This window comes from Ruegeria sp. CI1 (assembly GCF_056536925.1).
Genome location: NZ_JBQFQP010000002.1, coordinates 101,415 through 117,469 on the forward strand (window position 1 = coordinate 101,415; position 16,055 = coordinate 117,469).

Annotated in this window: 18 protein-coding genes; 9 read left to right on the forward strand and 9 right to left on the reverse strand. The window is 59.4% G+C overall.

Annotation, left to right across the window (positions count from 1 at the left end; genetic code table 11):
* Positions 1-12 precede the first annotated feature (12 nt).
* From ACR0LZ_RS02455 to ACR0LZ_RS02465, 3 genes are all read right to left on the reverse strand, one after another.
* A complete protein-coding gene (locus tag ACR0LZ_RS02455; protein WP_480748187.1) occupies positions 13-1,386 on the reverse strand; it encodes an L-serine ammonia-lyase in 1,374 nt (457 codons plus the stop codon).
* Positions 1,386-2,087 (reverse strand): glutathione S-transferase family protein, encoded by a 702-nt coding sequence (locus ACR0LZ_RS02460; RefSeq protein WP_480748188.1) that lies wholly within the window; start codon positions 2,085-2,087, stop codon positions 1,386-1,388. Before ACR0LZ_RS02460 ends, ACR0LZ_RS02455 begins: the two co-directional genes overlap by 1 nt.
* An 88-nt stretch (positions 2,088-2,175) precedes the next feature.
* Positions 2,176-2,964, reverse strand: coding sequence for a methyltransferase domain-containing protein (locus ACR0LZ_RS02465; RefSeq protein ID WP_480748189.1), 789 nt, complete (start codon positions 2,962-2,964; stop codon positions 2,176-2,178).
* A gap of 126 nt (positions 2,965-3,090) precedes the next feature.
* Between ACR0LZ_RS02465 and rpiA the strand changes: the two genes are divergently transcribed.
* From rpiA to ACR0LZ_RS02500, 7 genes are all read left to right on the forward strand, one after another.
* On the forward strand, positions 3,091-3,879 hold the full coding sequence (gene rpiA, locus ACR0LZ_RS02470; RefSeq protein ID WP_480748190.1) for a ribose-5-phosphate isomerase RpiA: 789 nt from the start codon (positions 3,091-3,093) through the stop codon (positions 3,877-3,879).
* Between the two features lie 14 nt (positions 3,880-3,893).
* Positions 3,894-4,109 carry a hypothetical protein gene (locus ACR0LZ_RS02475; RefSeq protein ID WP_480748191.1) on the forward strand — a complete coding sequence of 72 codons (216 nt, stop codon included), beginning with the start codon at positions 3,894-3,896 and terminating at the stop codon, positions 4,107-4,109.
* Entirely contained in the window at positions 4,106-5,464 is a 1,359-nt protein-coding gene (gene gor, locus ACR0LZ_RS02480) for a glutathione-disulfide reductase (RefSeq protein ID WP_480748192.1), read from the forward strand. The genes ACR0LZ_RS02475 and gor overlap by 4 nt, the downstream gene beginning before the upstream one ends.
* A gap of 72 nt (positions 5,465-5,536) precedes the next feature.
* Positions 5,537-6,685: an FtsH protease activity modulator HflK gene (hflK, locus tag ACR0LZ_RS02485; protein ID WP_480748193.1), complete on the forward strand. Its 1,149-nt coding sequence runs from the start codon at positions 5,537-5,539 to the stop codon at positions 6,683-6,685.
* A 3-nt stretch (positions 6,686-6,688) separates the two neighbouring features.
* Positions 6,689-7,567, forward strand: a complete 879-nt coding sequence (gene hflC / locus ACR0LZ_RS02490) for a protease modulator HflC (RefSeq protein ID WP_480748194.1) — start codon at positions 6,689-6,691, stop codon at positions 7,565-7,567.
* Positions 7,567-7,761, forward strand: coding sequence for a DUF2065 domain-containing protein (locus ACR0LZ_RS02495; RefSeq protein WP_480748195.1), 195 nt, complete (start codon positions 7,567-7,569; stop codon positions 7,759-7,761). Before hflC ends, ACR0LZ_RS02495 begins: the two co-directional genes overlap by 1 nt.
* A 229-nt stretch (positions 7,762-7,990) precedes the next feature.
* Positions 7,991-9,421, forward strand: a complete 1,431-nt coding sequence (locus ACR0LZ_RS02500; protein WP_480748435.1) for a Do family serine endopeptidase — start codon at positions 7,991-7,993, stop codon at positions 9,419-9,421.
* Positions 9,422-9,659: 238 nt separating this feature from the next.
* On the opposite strand, the gene ACR0LZ_RS02505 is transcribed toward ACR0LZ_RS02500, so the two are convergent.
* From ACR0LZ_RS02505 to ACR0LZ_RS02530, 6 genes are all read right to left on the reverse strand, one after another.
* Entirely contained in the window at positions 9,660-10,328 is a 669-nt protein-coding gene (locus ACR0LZ_RS02505; RefSeq protein WP_480748196.1) for a Crp/Fnr family transcriptional regulator, read from the reverse strand.
* Between the two features lie 130 nt (positions 10,329-10,458).
* On the reverse strand, positions 10,459-11,064 hold the full coding sequence (locus tag ACR0LZ_RS02510; RefSeq protein WP_480748197.1) for an inner membrane-spanning protein YciB: 606 nt from the start codon (positions 11,062-11,064) through the stop codon (positions 10,459-10,461).
* Between the two features lie 15 nt (positions 11,065-11,079).
* The gene (locus tag ACR0LZ_RS02515) at positions 11,080-11,982 is read right to left on the reverse strand and encodes an EamA family transporter (RefSeq protein WP_480748198.1); all 903 of its coding nucleotides are present in this window, start codon (positions 11,980-11,982) and stop codon (positions 11,080-11,082) included.
* Between the two features lie 79 nt (positions 11,983-12,061).
* Positions 12,062-13,207 carry a signal recognition particle-docking protein FtsY gene (gene ftsY / locus ACR0LZ_RS02520; protein WP_480748199.1) on the reverse strand — a complete coding sequence of 382 codons (1,146 nt, stop codon included), beginning with the start codon at positions 13,205-13,207 and terminating at the stop codon, positions 12,062-12,064.
* Positions 13,208-13,265: 58 nt separating this feature from the next.
* Positions 13,266-13,904 (reverse strand): lysoplasmalogenase family protein, encoded by a 639-nt coding sequence (locus tag ACR0LZ_RS02525; protein WP_480748200.1) that lies wholly within the window; start codon positions 13,902-13,904, stop codon positions 13,266-13,268.
* Positions 13,905-14,224: 320 nt separating this feature from the next.
* Entirely contained in the window at positions 14,225-14,824 is a 600-nt protein-coding gene (locus ACR0LZ_RS02530) for a TetR/AcrR family transcriptional regulator (protein WP_480748201.1), read from the reverse strand.
* 131 nt (positions 14,825-14,955) lie between these two features.
* Between ACR0LZ_RS02530 and ACR0LZ_RS02535 the strand changes: the two genes are divergently transcribed.
* Together ACR0LZ_RS02535 and ACR0LZ_RS02540 are read left to right on the forward strand one after the other, a co-directional pair.
* Positions 14,956-15,312: a CidA/LrgA family protein gene (locus tag ACR0LZ_RS02535; RefSeq protein ID WP_480748202.1), complete on the forward strand. Its 357-nt coding sequence runs from the start codon at positions 14,956-14,958 to the stop codon at positions 15,310-15,312.
* Positions 15,309-16,019: an LrgB family protein gene (locus ACR0LZ_RS02540; protein ID WP_480748203.1), complete on the forward strand. Its 711-nt coding sequence runs from the start codon at positions 15,309-15,311 to the stop codon at positions 16,017-16,019. Before ACR0LZ_RS02535 ends, ACR0LZ_RS02540 begins: the two co-directional genes overlap by 4 nt.
* The last annotated feature ends 36 nt before the right edge of the window (positions 16,020-16,055 follow it).

The window sequence follows — 16,055 nt, forward strand, 5'->3', positions numbered from 1 at the left end:
CCCGGCGGCAGCTCAGCAGTTCGGCACGTTGACTGCCAGACCACCCAGCGAGGTCTCCTTGTATTTCTCGTGCATGTCGTGGCCGGTCTGGCGCATGGTTTCGATCGCTGAATCAAGCGGCACAAAGTGCTTGCCATCCCCGCGCAGCGCCAGCGAGGCGGCGGAAACTGCCTTGATCGCCGCTAACCCGTTGCGCTCGATGCAAGGCACCTGCACCAATCCCTTGACCGGATCGCAGGTCATGCCAAGGTGATGTTCGAGGGCGATCTCGGCAGCATTTTCAACCTGCTCAGGCGTACCGCCCATCACGGCGCACAGGCCTGCAGCGGCCATGGCAGAGGCGCTGCCAACCTCTGCCTGACACCCGGCCTCGGCACCTGAGATCGAGGCGTTGTACTTGATCAGCCCGCCGATGGCGGCGGCCGTCAGCAGGAAATCCTCGATATGGGATTCAGAGGCGCCGGGAACGTGATCGAGGTAATAGCGCAGAACGGCGGGCATGGTGCCGGCCGCCCCATTGGTGGGGGCGGTGACGACCTGACCTCCAGCGGCGTTTTCCTCGTTCACCGCCATGGCATAGACGCTCATCCAGTCGTTGATCGTGTGCGGCGCGTTCAGGTTCATACCGCGTTCGGCAATCAGGGCGTCATGGATACCCTTGGCGCGCCGCCGCACGTTCAGGCCGCCCGGCAGGATGCCATCGGTGGCCAACCCGCGCTCTATACAGTTGTTCATCACTTCCCAAAGTCGGGCAGTACCCTTGGCGAAGGAAATCGCACAACCGCGCGCAATTTCGTTGTCGCGCTTCATCTGGGCAATGGTTTTGCCCGACGAGGCAGCCATTTCCAACATTTCAGCTGCGGATTTGAACGGAAATGGCACCGGTGGGCCGTCATTGGTGTCTTTGCCTTGAGCCAGCTCTTCCTCAGTCAGGACAAAGCCGCCGCCGACCGAATAGTAGATCTGCTTCAGGATCACGTCCCCCTGAGCATCGGTCGCCATCAAGATCATGGCGTTGGCGTGGCCCGGCAGGTTGTGGTCATAGTCAAAGACCAGATCGTGCTTGGGGTCGAATTTGAGGGTCGGCAGGCCTTCGGGCGTCACCGAATGGGTTTCGTTGATGGTGGACAGCGCGGCTTCGGCCTTGTCGTTGTCATAAGTATCGGGCACGAACCCGGCCAGCCCCAGAATGGTGGCGCGGTCAGTGGCGTGGCCGACGCCGGTAAAGGCCAACGAGCCGTGCAAAGAGGCCTTGAGGCCCGCGAACTCGAACGGTGAGGCGCGCATCAGGTCCAGAAAGCGCGCGGCGGCGACCATCGGACCCATCGTGTGAGAGGAGGACGGGCCAATGCCCACTTTGAACATGTCGAAGACAGAAAGAAACATCAGGTTGCAGAGCCTTCTGGAGGGGTGGCGTGAACAGGAGAGGTAAAAGGCGTGGCGCCCAATCCCTCGGCCGCGACGGCGGCGCGGGTGGCGGGGCGGATTTCAAGCCCCTGCAGGATACGTTGCAGATGCGGAGTATCAGCAAGGTTGAACCAGCTCTTGTCGCTGCCCTGCGGATACAGGTCCATCCAGCGTAGCAGACAGGCAAGATAATAAGTCAGAACAGAAGGTGTGTCGGGATTCAGCCAGCCAGGTTTGGATCGGGCTTCTGCGTCCAGAATGGCAAGGTGGCGGCGCAGGCGCGGGCGGATGCCCGCGCGCAGGGTCTCAGATGCCGCAGTATCGATATAGGCGTCGGGGTAGAACAGCATGCGCAGGTCGGCATGCAGCGTATTCGACGTAAAGAACAGCCATTTCAGGAACGATGCGCGGTCATCGGCGCCCATCGCCGGGGCAAGCTGGTCGTGCGTTTCCGCAAGCCATAGTAGAATGGCGGCGGTTTCGAACATCGGCCCTTGCGGCGTTTCCAGCACCGGAATCAACCCATTGGGATTCATCGCGCGATAGGCGGCGCTGTCCTGTTCGCGCTGTGCGCGATCTACAAGAACGGTCTCGTAGGGCTGGCCCATCTCTTCCAATACCAGGCGAATGATCAGCGAGGCATTGTCGGGGGCATAGTGCAGGCGATAAGGCATCTTCATCGACGGCAACTTACAGGCGCACGAGGCCGGAGAAACAGCTGATTCCGACGTTTCCCATCGGAAACGCGCATTTCGGCGACATCTTTTGTCAATCGGACCGGGCCGACTTGTGTGCGACACAGACAAAATGCGTGATCGCAAAGAAAAACCGCCCCTGTTCGGCAAGGTTTTCCTGTTCCCGGGCCCAGGCAAGGGCACGGTTTTCCGGCATCGCTCCGGTCTGGGTCGCATAGGCCGTCATCAGTCGAATCATCATGTTCGCCAACCCATCAGGTCTCAGGTCGGTGTCGCAGATCGTGTGGGGCCGTATGACATCGACGGCAAAACCGCATTCCCTCAATTGTGGCGGCAGATGAGCGGGCACATCCAGCCGTGCCAGATGCCCGTCCCAGATGCGGGTCATACGGCCCATCCGTTCAGGATCGTCGCTATGCCAGGCAAGCGTGTCCCAATGCATGTCTCCGATCACCAAACGCCCACCCGGTCGCAACACGCGGTGAAGCTCTCGCAGGGCAGGACGCATATCGGTGAGGTATTCGAAGACCTGAACCGAGACCGCCTTGTCGAACTGCCCATCGCCAAACGGCAGCGCTTCGGCGGCGCCTTCGATGAGGTCCACATTGTCCAGTCCGGCGCAACGGTCGCGCGCGGAACTCAACATATCCTGGCTCTGATCCAGGCCGGTAACGTTTCCGTTTGGCCCAACCGCCCGGGAAAGTTCCATCGTCATCAAACCGTTACCGCAACCGAGATCGAGGATGCGGTCATCGGGTTTCGGTGACACGGCGTCAAAGCTCTCACGCCGCCTGCGAGAAACATCAGCCCCAAGATAGGCGTCATCCAGAATTCGGGCCGTGGCCTCGTCAAATTGCAACATGCGCGTTTCCCCAAGGGTAACCTAGCAAAAATTAGGGCTCCGAGCGAGCAAAGCAGGACAAGCCCCCTCGCACCGCCGCAACTCTTTGCCTATAAGGGCGCAAATTACGCTTTTGGAGTTGCTGCCATGACCAGTGAATTGCCGCCCATCGACAAGGCCAAACTCGTCGCTGCAAGGCGCGCCGCCGAGATGGTCGAGGATGGAATGCGCGTTGGGTTGGGAACCGGATCAACCGCCGCCTGGCTGGTGCGTTGCCTGGGCGAAATGGTGCGCGAGGAAGGTTTGCGGATCAAGGGCGTGCCGACCTCGACCCGGACGGCGCAGCTGGCCCGCGAGGTGGGGATCGAGGTGGTTTCGCTGGATCAGGCCGGTTGGCTGGATCTGACCATCGACGGGGCAGATGAATTCGATGGCGACCTGAATCTGATCAAGGGCGGCGGCGGCGCGCTGCTGCAGGAAAAGATCGTGGCCACGGCCAGCGACCAGATGGTGGTGATCGCCGATGCTGGCAAAGAGGTCGAGGCGCTGGGCGCGTTTCCCCTGCCGGTCGAGGTCATCCCGTTTGGATGGCAGACAACCCGCTCGCTGATCGAGGAAACCTTGGTGGCAATGGATGTTCTGGGTCGTTCGACCTCGCTGCGAATGACCGGCGAGGCGCCGTTCATCACGGACGAAGGCAACCACATTCTGGACCTGCATCTGCAGCGTATCGGAAATGCACGGCAATTGGCGCTGGTTCTGAACCAAATCCCGGGCGTGGTTGAAAACGGGCTTTTCATTGATATCTGTGACAGGGTCGTGATCGGCTATGGCGATGGCCGGGTCGATGTGCGTGACATCAATGAAGGCACGATTGAGCGGGATCGGATGGACTTTGCAGAGACTGAAAACCTGTTTTCCGATCTTGCGGATTGAGCGTAGGAAGAAAAATGGGAAAGTTTCGGATTGTGGGTGCGGCGATTGGTTCCTTGATTGGATTTGCAATTGGAGCAGGAACCGGTTTGGTTGGTGGGGTTTTCACAGCAATTTTCGGCGGTATCGGTGGAATTTTTTTCTTCCCAGCCCTTCTGGGAATACTTGGTCTTTTGGCGGGACCCGATCTTGCGAGTATTGCCGATAAGTTCAAGCTAAGGAAATCAAAATGAGTTTTGACTATGACCTGTTCGTCATCGGCGGCGGCTCGGGCGGGGTGCGTGCGGCACGCGTGGCGGCGGGCGAGACCGGGGCCAGAGTGGCACTGGCCGAGGAAGACCGTTACGGCGGCACCTGCGTGATCCGGGGCTGTGTACCCAAGAAACTGATGGTCTTTGCCAGCGAATACTCCTCCATGGTTGAAGATGCGCAATCCTATGGCTGGAACATTCAGGCCGGTGCCTTTGACTGGAACGCCTTTCACAACAAGCTGGTGGCCGAACTGGATCGGCTGGAAGGCGTCTATCGCAACATTCTGAAGAACAACGGCGTCGAAAGCTTCGATCAGCGTGCCCGCCTGATCGACCCGCACACGGTCGAACTGGCCGACGGCACCCGCAAGACTGCCAAGCATATCCTGATCGCCACGGGCGGTCGCCCGGTGGTGCCCGAATTTCCGGGCTCGGATCTGGCAATCACATCAAACGAGATTTTCCATCTGGAAAAACTGCCGGAAAGCATCCTGATCGTTGGTGGTGGTTATATCGCCTGCGAGTTTGCCGGGATCATGAACGGGATGGGGGTCAAGACAACGCAATTCTATCGCGGTGCACAGATTTTGCGCGGGTTCGACGACGAAGCGCGCGGGCTGATCTGCGAAGAAATGTGTCAGAACGGTGTTGACGTTCACTTGGGCACCAATGTGATCGAGATGGCGAAGGATGGCGATGGGATCCGGGTCAAAGCCACCAATGGCACCGAACAGACCTTCGATGTGGTGATGTACGCTACGGGCCGCGCGCCCAATGCCGATGATCTGGGCCTCGAAGCGTTGGGTGTCGAACGCGGCCGCAAGGGCGAGATCGTGGTCGACGAATATAGTCAGACGGCGGTTCCTTCGATCTATGCCATCGGGGACGTGACTGACCGGGTCAACCTGACTCCGGTGGCGATCCGCGAGGGCATGGCCTTTGTCGAAACCGTGTTCAAGGGTAATCCCACGCCGGTCGATCATGAACTGATTCCGACCGCGATCTTCACCCAGCCCGAGATGGGCACCGTGGGCCTGAGCGAGGAAGAGGCGGCGGCGCAGGAGCCGATTGAGGTCTATGCAACATCGTTCAAGCCGATGCAGCAATCCTTTGCCGGGCGATCGCAGCGGGTTCTGATGAAACTCATCGTGTCCAAGGCAACGCGAAAAGTTCTGGGCTGTCATATCGTGGCTCCGGGCGCGGGCGAGATGATCCAGCTTGCGGGGATCGCCGTAAAGATGGGCGCGACAAAAGAAGATTTCGACCGGACCGTGGCCGTTCACCCGGTCATGGCCGAGGAACTGGTCACGATGCGGCATCCTGTGCGCAGTGCTTGATTTGCACGCGCGCGCATACACGTTACAAGGGACGCCGTGATCACACGGGCCAAAACAAGGGAAAGATAACATATGGCGGGCAACAGCGGTGGCCCCTGGGGGGGCGGAGGCTCCTCGGGTGGCGGAGGAAATCGAGGCAACAACGGTGGCGGGCGACGCCCGCCCGAAGGCGATGGCCCGCAGATCCCCGAGATCGACGAGCTGATGAAAAAAGGCCAGGAGCAGCTGCGCGTGTTGATGGGCGGGCGCGGCGGCGGTGGCCGTGGCGGCAGCGGCAAGGGCGGTGGCGGTGGCGGTGGTCCCGCCCTGACCAAGGGAACGGTTCTGCTGGGCGCTCTTGTGGCGCTTGGCCTATGGGGATTTGCAAGCGCCTATACGGTCAAGCCCGAAGAACAGTCGGTCGAGTTGCTGTTTGGCAAGTTTTCGGGCATCGGCACCGAAGGTCTGAACTTTGCGCCATGGCCGGTGGTCACGGCCGAGGTGATCCCTGTCAAGGTGGAACAGACCGAAACCATCGGCTCGGGCGGTCGCGGCATCGAAGCGGGTCTGATGCTTACCGGGGATGAAAACATCGTCGATATCGATTTTCAGGTGGTCTGGAACATCAACGACCCGGCCGCTTATCTGTTCAATCTGCGCGATCCCCGCCAGACCATTCAGGCGGTGTCTGAATCGGCCATGCGCGAGATCATCGCACAATCCGATCTGGCGCCGATTCTCAACCGTGACCGTGCGATCATCGCCGAACGGTTGGAGGAACTGATTCAGTTGACCCTCGACAGTTACAATTCTGGCATCAATATCGTCCGCGTGAACTTTGACGGCGCCGATCCGCCAGAGCCGGTGAAGGACGCCTTCCGCGAAGTGCAATCGGCGGGGCAGGAGCGTGACCGGCTTGAGAAACAGGCCGATGCCTATGCCAACCGGGTTCTGGCCGGTGCGCGCGGTGAAGCCGCCCAGGTGCTGGAAGAAGCCGAAGGGTATCGCGCCCGCGTCGTCAACGAGGCGCAGGGTGAGGCCAGCCGCTTCAGCGCGGTTTTGGAGGAATACGCCAAGGCACCCGATGTGACCCGAAAGCGCCTCTATCTGGAGCGGATGGAGCAGGTTCTGGGTGATGTGGACAAGATCATCCTCGACGAGAATATAAGCGGACAGGGGCAGGGAGTTGTGCCTTACCTGCCGCTCAACGAGCTGCGTCGCAGCACCGGCGAGGGGAATTAAGTGATGCGAAAATCAACCTTCATACTTCCCGTTCTGGTGATCGCTGTCGTTCTGGTTCTGTCTTCGATCTTCATCGTGGACGAGCGCCAAAAGGCGCTGGTGCTGCAATTCGGTCGAGTGATCGATGTCAAGGAAGAACCGGGGCTGGCCTTCAAGATCCCGCTCATTCAGGAAGTTGTTCGCTATGACGACCGGATCCTGAGCCGCGAGGTCGGACCGCTTGAAGTCACGCCGCTCGACGACCGTCGCCTGGTGGTCGATGCCTTTGCCAGGTATCGCATTGCTGATGTGCGCCAATTCCGTCAGGCGGTTGGTGCCGGCGGCATTGCCACTGCGGAATCGCGTCTCGATTCGATCCTGCGGGCCAAGACGCGCGAGGTTCTGGGTTCGGTCAGTTCGAACGATATCCTGAGTTCAGACCGTGCCGCACTGATGCTACGCATTCGAAACGGTGCCATTTTTGAGGCGCAGGATCTGGGTCTCGAAGTGATCGACGTGCGTTTGAAACGCACCGACTTGCCACAGGCCAACCTGGAAGCCACCTTTGCCCGGATGCGCGCCGAGCGTGAACGCGAAGCTGCCGATGAAGTGGCGCGCGGTGAAGAAGCAGCGCAGCGTATTCGCGCGCAGGCAGATCGGACTGTGGTGGAACTGGTCTCGGATGCGCGCCGCGAATCTGAAATCATCCGTGGTGAGGCCGACGCCGAGCGCAACGGCATTTTTGCCGAAGCTTATGGAAAGGACCCGGAATTCTTCGAGTTTTACCGCTCCCTGTCGGCCTATGAACGCGCCCTGCAAGGTGGCAACAGCTCGATGGTTCTGAGTCCGGATTCAGAGTTCTTCAACTATCTGAAATCGCCCACCGGTAAGGCCGTTCAGTAATGGGCATGGTCCTTCTGGCCCTTGGGCTGGTGTTGATTGTCGAGGGGCTGGCCTATGCGCTGGCCCCTTCGCTTATCGAGCGAATGCTAGAGATGCTGCGCACGTTGCCGGAAAGCGCACGCCGAAATGTCGGTCTGCTATGTGTCGTTACGGGGTTCATTCTGCTGTGGGCCGCGCAACAGATCGGGTACTGAGACCCGCCCAACCTGGGTAAAGGTGAACGGTTGGCTGATAATGGCTCAACTGGCGGTGATTTCCTTGCTTTCCCGAGTTGCGGGCGGAAACAAACTGACTACATTGGACAGTAAGAACGGGCTGCCCATGGGGCGGCCGGATAAAGCGGTGACAAGGAGACCTCCAGTGCAGGCGAAAGCACGCAGTATTTCCCTTAGGAAAGACGATACCCTGATCAAGGTCAGACTCATGTGGCTGGCGTTCCTGGCGACGCTCCTTGTGCTGGCGCAGGCGGTATCGGCGCTGGCAAAACAGGAAAGCCTGGCACCACTGGCCGATCTGGTGAGCCCGGCGGTGGTCAACATCACCACCACCACCCTGATCGAAAGTCAGACCGGCCCGCAGGGCATCGTGCCCGAAGGCTCTCCTTTCGAGGATTTCTTTCGTGAGTTCCAGGACCGCAATGGCGACAACGGCAACCGCCCCCGCCGCAGCAATGCGCTGGGATCTGGGTTCGTGATCTCCGAGGATGGCTATATTGTCACCAACAACCACGTAATTGCCGAGGCCGACGAGATTCTGATCGAGTTCTTTCCCGGCGATGGTCAGCCGCCGCAGGACCTTCCTGCAAAGGTGATTGGAACAGACGAGAAAACCGATATCGCCTTGTTGAAGGTCGAGGCGAAAGGCCCCTTGAAGTTTGTCAAGTTCGGTGACAGCGACACCGCCCGCGTAGGTGATTGGGTGGTGGCGATGGGTAATCCGCTGGGGCAGGGCTTTTCCGTGTCCGCGGGGATTGTCTCGGCCCGAAACCGGGCGCTCAGCGGTTCCTATGACGACTACATCCAGACCGATGCGGCGATCAACCGTGGCAATTCGGGTGGGCCGCTCTTCAACATGGACGGCGAGGTGATCGGCGTGAACACTGCGATCCTGTCGCCCAATGGTGGTTCAATCGGGATTGGGTTTTCCATGGCGTCCAACGTGGTGGTCAAGGTGGTCGACCAGTTGCGCGAATTCGGTGAAACCCGGCGCGGCTGGCTGGGCGTGCGCATTCAGGACGTGACCGAGGACATGGCGGAAGCGATGGGGCTGGACAAGCCCGGCGGCGCGCTGATCAGCGATGTGCCGGACGGTCCCGCGAAAGAAGCCGGGTTGCTGGCAGGGGACGTGATCGTCAATTTCGATGGCGTCGAGGTCGAGGATACTCGGGCGCTGGTTCGGCAGGTAGGCGAAACGACTGTTGGAAAATCCGTTCGCGTTGTGGTGTATCGCGATGGTGCGACCCAGACTGTTCTGGTGACGCTCGGCCGCCGCGAGGATGCCGAACGTCAGGAAAACGGAGAGTCTTCATCCTCCGAAGCGCCGTCGTCTGTCGAGGAGAAAGATATTCTCGGGCTAACCGTGATGCCCTTGACGGACAAGATGCGTGAGGATCTGGGACTTGATGCGGACGCATCAGGGCTTGTCGTGACCAATGTCGACGAAGCGTCGGAAGCCTTTGAAAAAGGATTGCGAGCGGGTGACCTGATCACCGAGGCCGGACAGCAGAAAGTCACGTCGCTTGGCGATCTCGACGCGCGGATCGACGAAGCAAAAGAGGCGGGGCGCAAGTCCCTGCTGCTTCTGGTGCGTCGTGGTGGTGAGCCCAGATTCGTGGCGCTGAGCCTCGCCGACTGATCGCTTTATAGTTTAGAAAACGGCCGGGTTTTGCCCGGCCCTTTTTGTGTCGTCTCCCGATCTGGGAAAAGCGCAAAAGGAAAGAGCCATATGCCGAAGCATATGGCTCTGTTACAGGGAGAGACCGGTACGGACAGACATTGGGGATGATCTTCCGGTCTCGGTACGGTAACCATAATCTGTATATGCTGGGCATGATTTTCCGTATGTGAACCGGATCACACCGTACGGCGAAAAATCAAATCAGATCGGATTCCGCCAGATCGCCAAGCGCCTCGAAATCCCGGATGCGCAATCCGCCGCGGGTTGCCTCGACAATGCCTTCTTTCTTCCAGCTGGACAGAGTTTTTGAGACCGCCTCGCGCGTGGCGCCCACGAATTCGGCCAACTCGCTTTGCGACAGGGCGAGCATTTTGTTGGGGTCGTTCTGCAGATGGGCGAGATGCTGCAGTTTGCGGGCCAGTCGGATAGGCATCGGCAAGAACACCTGTTCGTTCAGCTGAGAATTCATCCAACGCATGCGAAGACCCGCAAGACGGATCATGTCCACCGCAAGTTCGGGATGTGTCTTGATTTGATCCAGCACATCGCTGCTGCGCACGCGCAGAACACGCGACGGTTCAGCCGCCGACACGGTCGCTGTGCGAGGGCCGGGATCGAACAGGGCTATCTCGCCGAACACCTCGCCTGGCCGCATAAGATCCAGGGTCAGCTTGCGCCCGTTCATCGACAGATAGGAAACTTCGAGTGTACCAGAGAGAATGGCGTAAAGTGCATCGCCGTCGTCGCCCTGCTCGAACAGAATATCGCCCCGGTCAAGAACGATTTCCGATGCCTGGGCCGAAAGCATCGCCTTGAGCCGATCAGACGCGTCGGACAGAAACCCGGTGTCAGGAAATGCTGTCATGAAAGGGACTTGCCCCCTGTGTGAGTGAGTGTGGTCAGCTATTTTTCACAGGTTTGGCCGTAAACCAAGTGTTTTATCCGACGGGGAGGTGTTCCTCACCATCGCGTGATGACGCAGTACGGGTGGCGCCTCAATTGCTGTCCGGGTCGTCCATGTAGTTCTGCAACAGGTTGAACTGCATCATCAGAAACGCCATCAGGGCCAGCGGAAAGCCAAAGGTTTCGATCTTTACCCAAAGATCGGTCGACATGGTGCGCCAGACCAGTTCGTTGGCAATGGCCAGACCGGCAAAACCTGCACACAGACGGCGGGTCAGGATCATCCAGCCTTCGGTGCGCATGGGTATCATCTCGTTGAGGATATAGGCAAGGTAGGATTTTCCCTGCAAAAGACCGATGCCCAGCGTGGCCGAGAAAAAACCGTAGACCAGTGTCGTCTTCATTTTGAAGAATCGCTCGTCATTGAACCAAGCGGTCAGCCCGCCAAAGAAAATCACCATGAAAGCGGTAAATATCTGCATCCGGCTGAGCTTGCCGGTGAGATACCAAAGTACACCCATTGCGGCCAACATCAGCGGCACGAACAGTATGGTGGCAACGATAAAGCCGGAATACTCGGTCCCGCCGATCAGGAAACTGTCATCCCGCAGGCGTAGATAGATGAAAAAGAACGCCAGAGGCGGCCCTAGTTCCAGCACCTGTTTCAAAAGCGGGTTGATGTCTTTTTTCTCTGCCATTGCCTGTCCTGTTGCTCAGCCACCCATCTCAACTATCACAGCGCCCGCGGCAATCAATGCCATCAGGGCAATTCGACGAGGCCCAACCGTCTCTTTCAGGACCAGCCAGCCGATCAACGCTGCAAAAACAGTGGAAGTCTCCCGCAATACCGCCGCCTCGCCCACCTTATCGAGCCGGGTGGCCAGCATGATCGCTCCGAATGACAAAAACGCGATGATACCGCCTGCAAAGCCGCGCAGCATCAAGGGGCCGGGGGCGGGGCGGTGGATCATCGCGCGCCACCTGAGAAAGGAGTAGATCGGCATGGTGCATCCGTCGATCATGAAGAACCAGGCCAGGAAAGTGAACGGGTCGGCGGTCGCGCGGATGCCATAGGCGTCGTAGGTGGTGTAAAGCGCCACGAAAAGACCTGTAGTAACCGCCAGAGCCAGTGCCACGGCCAACGTCTCGCGGTTGGTCTCAAGATAGCGCAGGTTATAGCCGGCAAGCCCGAAGATGCCCGAAAGCAGCACCGCGACTCCCAGCCATTGCAGCGGCGAAAACACTTCGCCGAACAACAAATAGGCACCGATCACCGTAAACAGCGGCCCGGTGCCCCGCACCACCGGGTAGACCACAGTATAAGATCCCTTGGTATAGGCCATCGCCTGAAAGATCTTGTAGAGAATGTGGATGAACCAGGCCGTGGCAAAGATCGGCCACATGTGCGGCTCGGGCCAGGGCACGACGAAAAACGCAAATGGTGCCGCCATGAGGCAATAGGAGGCGTCGATCGCCCCACGTGACAGCCACGGGTCGTGGCGGCCTTTTTGAAGCGCGCCGAACACCGCATGCAAAAAGGCAGCCATCAGCGCCAGCCCAAGGGCCAGTTGATGACCGGCTTCGGTGCCTTCGAGTGAGATGAGCCAATCGCTCAAACGTTGACCTTTCGCAGGGCGGTATGGCCGGGGGCTGCCTGCCCCCGGACCCTCGGGAGTATTTTCAAAAAGATGAAGTTCAGGTCCGGGCGAGGCCGGTTAGGGCGGCGGCGAAATCTTCGGGGTCAAACGGCGAGAGGTCGTCGATCTGTTCTCCGACCCCGATGGCGTGGATTGGAAGGCCAAACTTGTCGGCCAGCGCCACCAGAACGCCGCCCTTGGCGGTGCCGTCGAGCTTGGTCATCACCAGCCCCGAGACATCCGCGAGTTTCTGGAAGGTTTCGACCTGGCTCAACGCATTCTGGCCGGTGGTGGCGTCAAGCACCAGCAGCGTATTGTGAGGGGCGGTGTCGTCCTTTTTGCGGATCACTCGAACGATCTTGGCCAGTTCCTCCATCAGGTCGGCGCGGTTCTGCAACCGGCCCGCGGTGTCGATCATCAGAAGGTCGGCGCCGTCCTCCTGTGCCTTTGTCATCGCGTCGAAGGCGAGGCTGGCAGGGTCGGAGCCTTCGGGCGCGGTCAGGACCGGCACACCGGCGCGTTCGCCCCAAACCTGGAGCTGTTCCACGGCGGCGGCGCGGAAAGTGTCGCCGGCGGCGATCACCACCTTCTTTCCGGCGGATTTGAACTGGCTGGCGAGCTTGCCTATGGTGGTGGTCTTGCCCGATCCGTTGACGCCCACCACCAGAACCACCTGCGGGCGTTTCGGATAGATCGGCATGGGTCGCGCCACCGGCTCCATGATGCGGGTAACCTCTTGGGCAAGCAGCATCTTGATTTCATGGGTCGAAAGCTTTTTCCCGAACCGCCCTTCGGCCATATTGGCGGTGACGCGCAGGGCGGTATCGACGCCCATATCCGAAGCGATCAACAGCTCTTCGAGCTGTTCCAGCATGTCGTCGTCAAGTGTGCGGCGTACCACCGTGCGGTCTGATCCGCGCGAAAAAAGACGGCCCAGCAGCCCTTTTTGCGTCTCGGGCGCCGGGTCCTCGGGCGGCGGCGGCGCGGGGACAGGATCGGCGGGCATCGGCGCGGGCGTTTCGACCGGTTGCGGTATGGGGGCAGGTTCCGGCACTTCGGGAACCGGTTGCTGCTCAGGCTCAGGCTCGGGGATCACCGGGTCGGGCGTTTCTTCGCCGCCGTCCTCGACAATCGCGTCCAGCCCCTGTTCGAGCCGCGAGGAGGATTTGAACAGCCGGTCCTTGAGCTTGGATAAAAACGCCATCTTTGGTCTCCGCAGGTGTTCCTTTCACCTAATGCGGATTGGCGGCGGTTGCAAAGGGTCAGACGAAGGCTGTGACAAATCCGGCCTGTGCCCCCCAGTAGAGCGGCCAGACCAGATAGGGCGTTGCCTTCAGCGCCGGGTGATCCTTGGGCAGCAGGAACTTTTCCGTGGCCAGAATGAGGTCCGAGGCGATGAAGGCCAGCGCGGCGGGCAGGGCCAGGCGCAGGGCACCGGTGTCAGGCAGGGCCAGAACGGTGATGCCCATGCCGAGGATGATCGGGATATAGGCCAGAACCGGACCCTTCAGGTCACCTGCACGGGGGGCAAGCAGGGTGGCCATTACGATACCCAGCAGGACCAGCGTCCAGACGATGCCGGGGCTGTTCATGATCCGGGCCACGTCGGTTGCAGGATGGGTCAGGAAAAGCGCGATATAGGCCAGATGCCCGGCTGCAAAAGCGCCGATACCGGTCATGAAGGTCGCATCCGTTTCGCGCGACAGCAAGGCATCACCCAGTGCACAAAGCGCAAGCGCCGCGATCAGCAGCTGAGGTGCGCCAAGGATCAGGGCCAACAGTGCCAGCCCCGCCACCGAGGCGGTCTTGAGGACGGTTCGGGCACCGCTCGCGGGGTTGGTTGTCATCGGCAGATAGACCAACGCGCAGGCGGCGGCGATCCAGAACAGGAGGTGCGGCATGTATGTGTTCCTCGTCGTTCCGGTCAGAGAGGCAAATCCCGGTGCGCGGTTCAACCGGAAAGAGCGGGGGTGACGCGAAGTTATTCGGGTCGATCAGTGTCGATTTTGCGCAGTGTGCCGCGTCGTGAAGGGTTATCAGCGGTAAATTGGTGCAACGGTTTATGTTTGTGCAACGAAGTCTGACTTGGACTGTTTTGAGCCCATTTTGACAGATGCTGCGCGCCGCTCCAATGAACGCTTTCAGTCCGTCGGGTACTTGGCAATCAGGTGATTGACCGTGTCTGATTTCGCAATCCAGGTCACTTCATGCGCGGTGCTTTTCAGTTCCCTGTCAGGGCGCAACGACCTGTGCCTTGGTCGAGAGAGATGGCGTGTGCCGAGTCTTCGGCAATATCGATCCAGTTCTGCTCTCCATGAATCAGGCGCATGACCATTGCTCCCTCAAAGAGAACGACCAGTGTAGCGGCAAGCTTCTCGGGATTCGGATCGCCGACCCTGGACAATGCCTTGGTCAGGGAGTTCTGCAAAATGTTTTTTTGCGCGATCGCGGCTTGCCTGACGGGGTGTCCAGGCGCCCACGCGAGTTCCATCGCCGCGCGGCTGAAGCCCGACCCTCTCCAATCCGGAGAGCTCGACCATTTGCGCAGTTCACCGAATATGGTGCGGATCACGTCCTTTGTTGTCTTGGGCTTGGACCGGAACCATCGCTGGATGTTTCGTTCCGCAAGCTCAACTTGTGCCAACATCACCTCGGCAATCAAATCGTCTTTCGACGGAAAGTGATTGTAAAGAGTTCGCTTCGTGACCCCTGCCGCCTTCGCAATAGCGTCGACACTCGATCGTTCATAGCCTTCACGATAGAAGGCGGCAAATGCGTACTTCAGGATACGTTCGCGGGTTTCAAAGGAGTCTCTGGGCATGCTCCAAAGTATACCGATGAGTAAACCTAAAACACCAACAATTCTGGCATCCTCAAGTTATCGCGAGGCGGCTCTCCCAGGTTCAGTCATGGATGGTCCTTAGAACCGCCTATTGAAGCAAGGTTCTTTCAATGGTCCGTTCAGCCGCAATCATCATCTGTCTTCTTGTTCTTGGTGACGTGATTTCCGAGCAATATTCTCTTCCTTTTCCCGGAGCGGCCCTCGGGTTGGCCATGCTCACGATGATATTCACCGTGCGGGGCGGGCCGGACCCAGGATCCGAAGAGCTGTTTGACTTTGCCGCTCCGTACTTTCCCCTGTTCTTTGTGCCCGCGGCTGTCGGTGTGGTGGCAAGCCTCGATATGCTGTTCGCGTCATGGGTCTACATTGCCATCGCAATCGTTGCCGGAACGGCGGCGACACTTGTTGCAACTGGAATTGTCTTCCAATGTCTTCTCAGACGTGTCGTCGGGGAGGCACGCGTATGACCGAGCTTCTGGACCTGGCCCTTGCTCAACCGCTGTTTGCAATCGGCATTACAATCGCTGCATACGGTGCCGCCGACGCGCTTTGGCAAGTTTCTGGGCGCTCGGCGTTTCTGAACCCGGTTCTGGTCGCCACATGCCTCGTCGCGGCAGTCCTGCTCGTGCTTGAAATACCCTACGGCAACTACCTCCAGAAAGCGGAGCCAATAGATGCGACTCTCTCGCTCCTGATCGTCCTTCTGGCGGTTCCGCTCTTTCGCCAGTTTGGTCTGATCCGGCAGGCTGGTTTGCCTATAGGTATAGCGCTGTTGACGGGTTCGCTCGTCGCTCTTGGAAGCGCTCTGATCTACCCGTTCTTCGACGATGCAGGAGGTATATTACTCGCGACCTTGGCCCCCAAGTCCGCGACGACGGCGGTCGCTGTCGAGATCGTCGTCAAACAAGGCGGCATTCCCGGTCTCACTGCGGTCATTGTGATCTCGACAGGTATCTTCGGCGCTGCGTTCGGACCATCTATTCTGGATGCCTGCCGGATCACCGACGACCGTGCGAAAGGCTTCGCGCTTGGGGTAGCTTCGCATGCAATCGGCACAGCGCGTGCTTTCCAGATGTCCGAAACGGCCGGGGCATTTGCAAGTCTTGGTATGATCCTGAACGCCCTTCTTACCATGCTGTTCGTCCCGCTTGCGCTGGAGATTGCAGCACAATAGGTAATGACGCTATCGCATCACCCACGACATCATTCA

Coding starts and splice junctions, on each gene's coding strand:
- ACR0LZ_RS02510 (WP_480748197.1), bottom strand. CDS start 11,064: ATGGCAGAGAAAAAAGACATCAACCCGCTTTTGAAACAGGTGCTGGAA.
- ACR0LZ_RS02530 (WP_480748201.1), bottom strand. CDS start 14,824: ATGCCCAGAGACTCCTTTGAAACCCGCGAACGTATCCTGAAGTACGCA.
- ACR0LZ_RS02525 (WP_480748200.1), bottom strand. CDS start 13,904: ATGCCGCACCTCCTGTTCTGGATCGCCGCCGCCTGCGCGTTGGTCTAT.
- ACR0LZ_RS02500 (WP_480748435.1), top strand. CDS start 7,991: ATGTGGCTGGCGTTCCTGGCGACGCTCCTTGTGCTGGCGCAGGCGGTA.
- ACR0LZ_RS02495 (WP_480748195.1), top strand. CDS start 7,567: ATGGGCATGGTCCTTCTGGCCCTTGGGCTGGTGTTGATTGTCGAGGGG.
- ACR0LZ_RS02535 (WP_480748202.1), top strand. CDS start 14,956: ATGGTCCGTTCAGCCGCAATCATCATCTGTCTTCTTGTTCTTGGTGAC.
- ftsY (WP_480748199.1), bottom strand. CDS start 13,207: ATGGCGTTTTTATCCAAGCTCAAGGACCGGCTGTTCAAATCCTCCTCG.
- ACR0LZ_RS02460 (WP_480748188.1), bottom strand. CDS start 2,087: ATGAAGATGCCTTATCGCCTGCACTATGCCCCCGACAATGCCTCGCTG.
- ACR0LZ_RS02465 (WP_480748189.1), bottom strand. CDS start 2,964: ATGTTGCAATTTGACGAGGCCACGGCCCGAATTCTGGATGACGCCTAT.
- ACR0LZ_RS02540 (WP_480748203.1), top strand. CDS start 15,309: ATGACCGAGCTTCTGGACCTGGCCCTTGCTCAACCGCTGTTTGCAATC.
- gor (WP_480748192.1), top strand. CDS start 4,106: ATGAGTTTTGACTATGACCTGTTCGTCATCGGCGGCGGCTCGGGCGGG.
- ACR0LZ_RS02475 (WP_480748191.1), top strand. CDS start 3,894: ATGGGAAAGTTTCGGATTGTGGGTGCGGCGATTGGTTCCTTGATTGGA.
- hflK (WP_480748193.1), top strand. CDS start 5,537: ATGGCGGGCAACAGCGGTGGCCCCTGGGGGGGCGGAGGCTCCTCGGGT.
- ACR0LZ_RS02505 (WP_480748196.1), bottom strand. CDS start 10,328: ATGACAGCATTTCCTGACACCGGGTTTCTGTCCGACGCGTCTGATCGG.
- ACR0LZ_RS02455 (WP_480748187.1), bottom strand. CDS start 1,386: ATGTTTCTTTCTGTCTTCGACATGTTCAAAGTGGGCATTGGCCCGTCC.
- rpiA (WP_480748190.1), top strand. CDS start 3,091: ATGACCAGTGAATTGCCGCCCATCGACAAGGCCAAACTCGTCGCTGCA.
- hflC (WP_480748194.1), top strand. CDS start 6,689: ATGCGAAAATCAACCTTCATACTTCCCGTTCTGGTGATCGCTGTCGTT.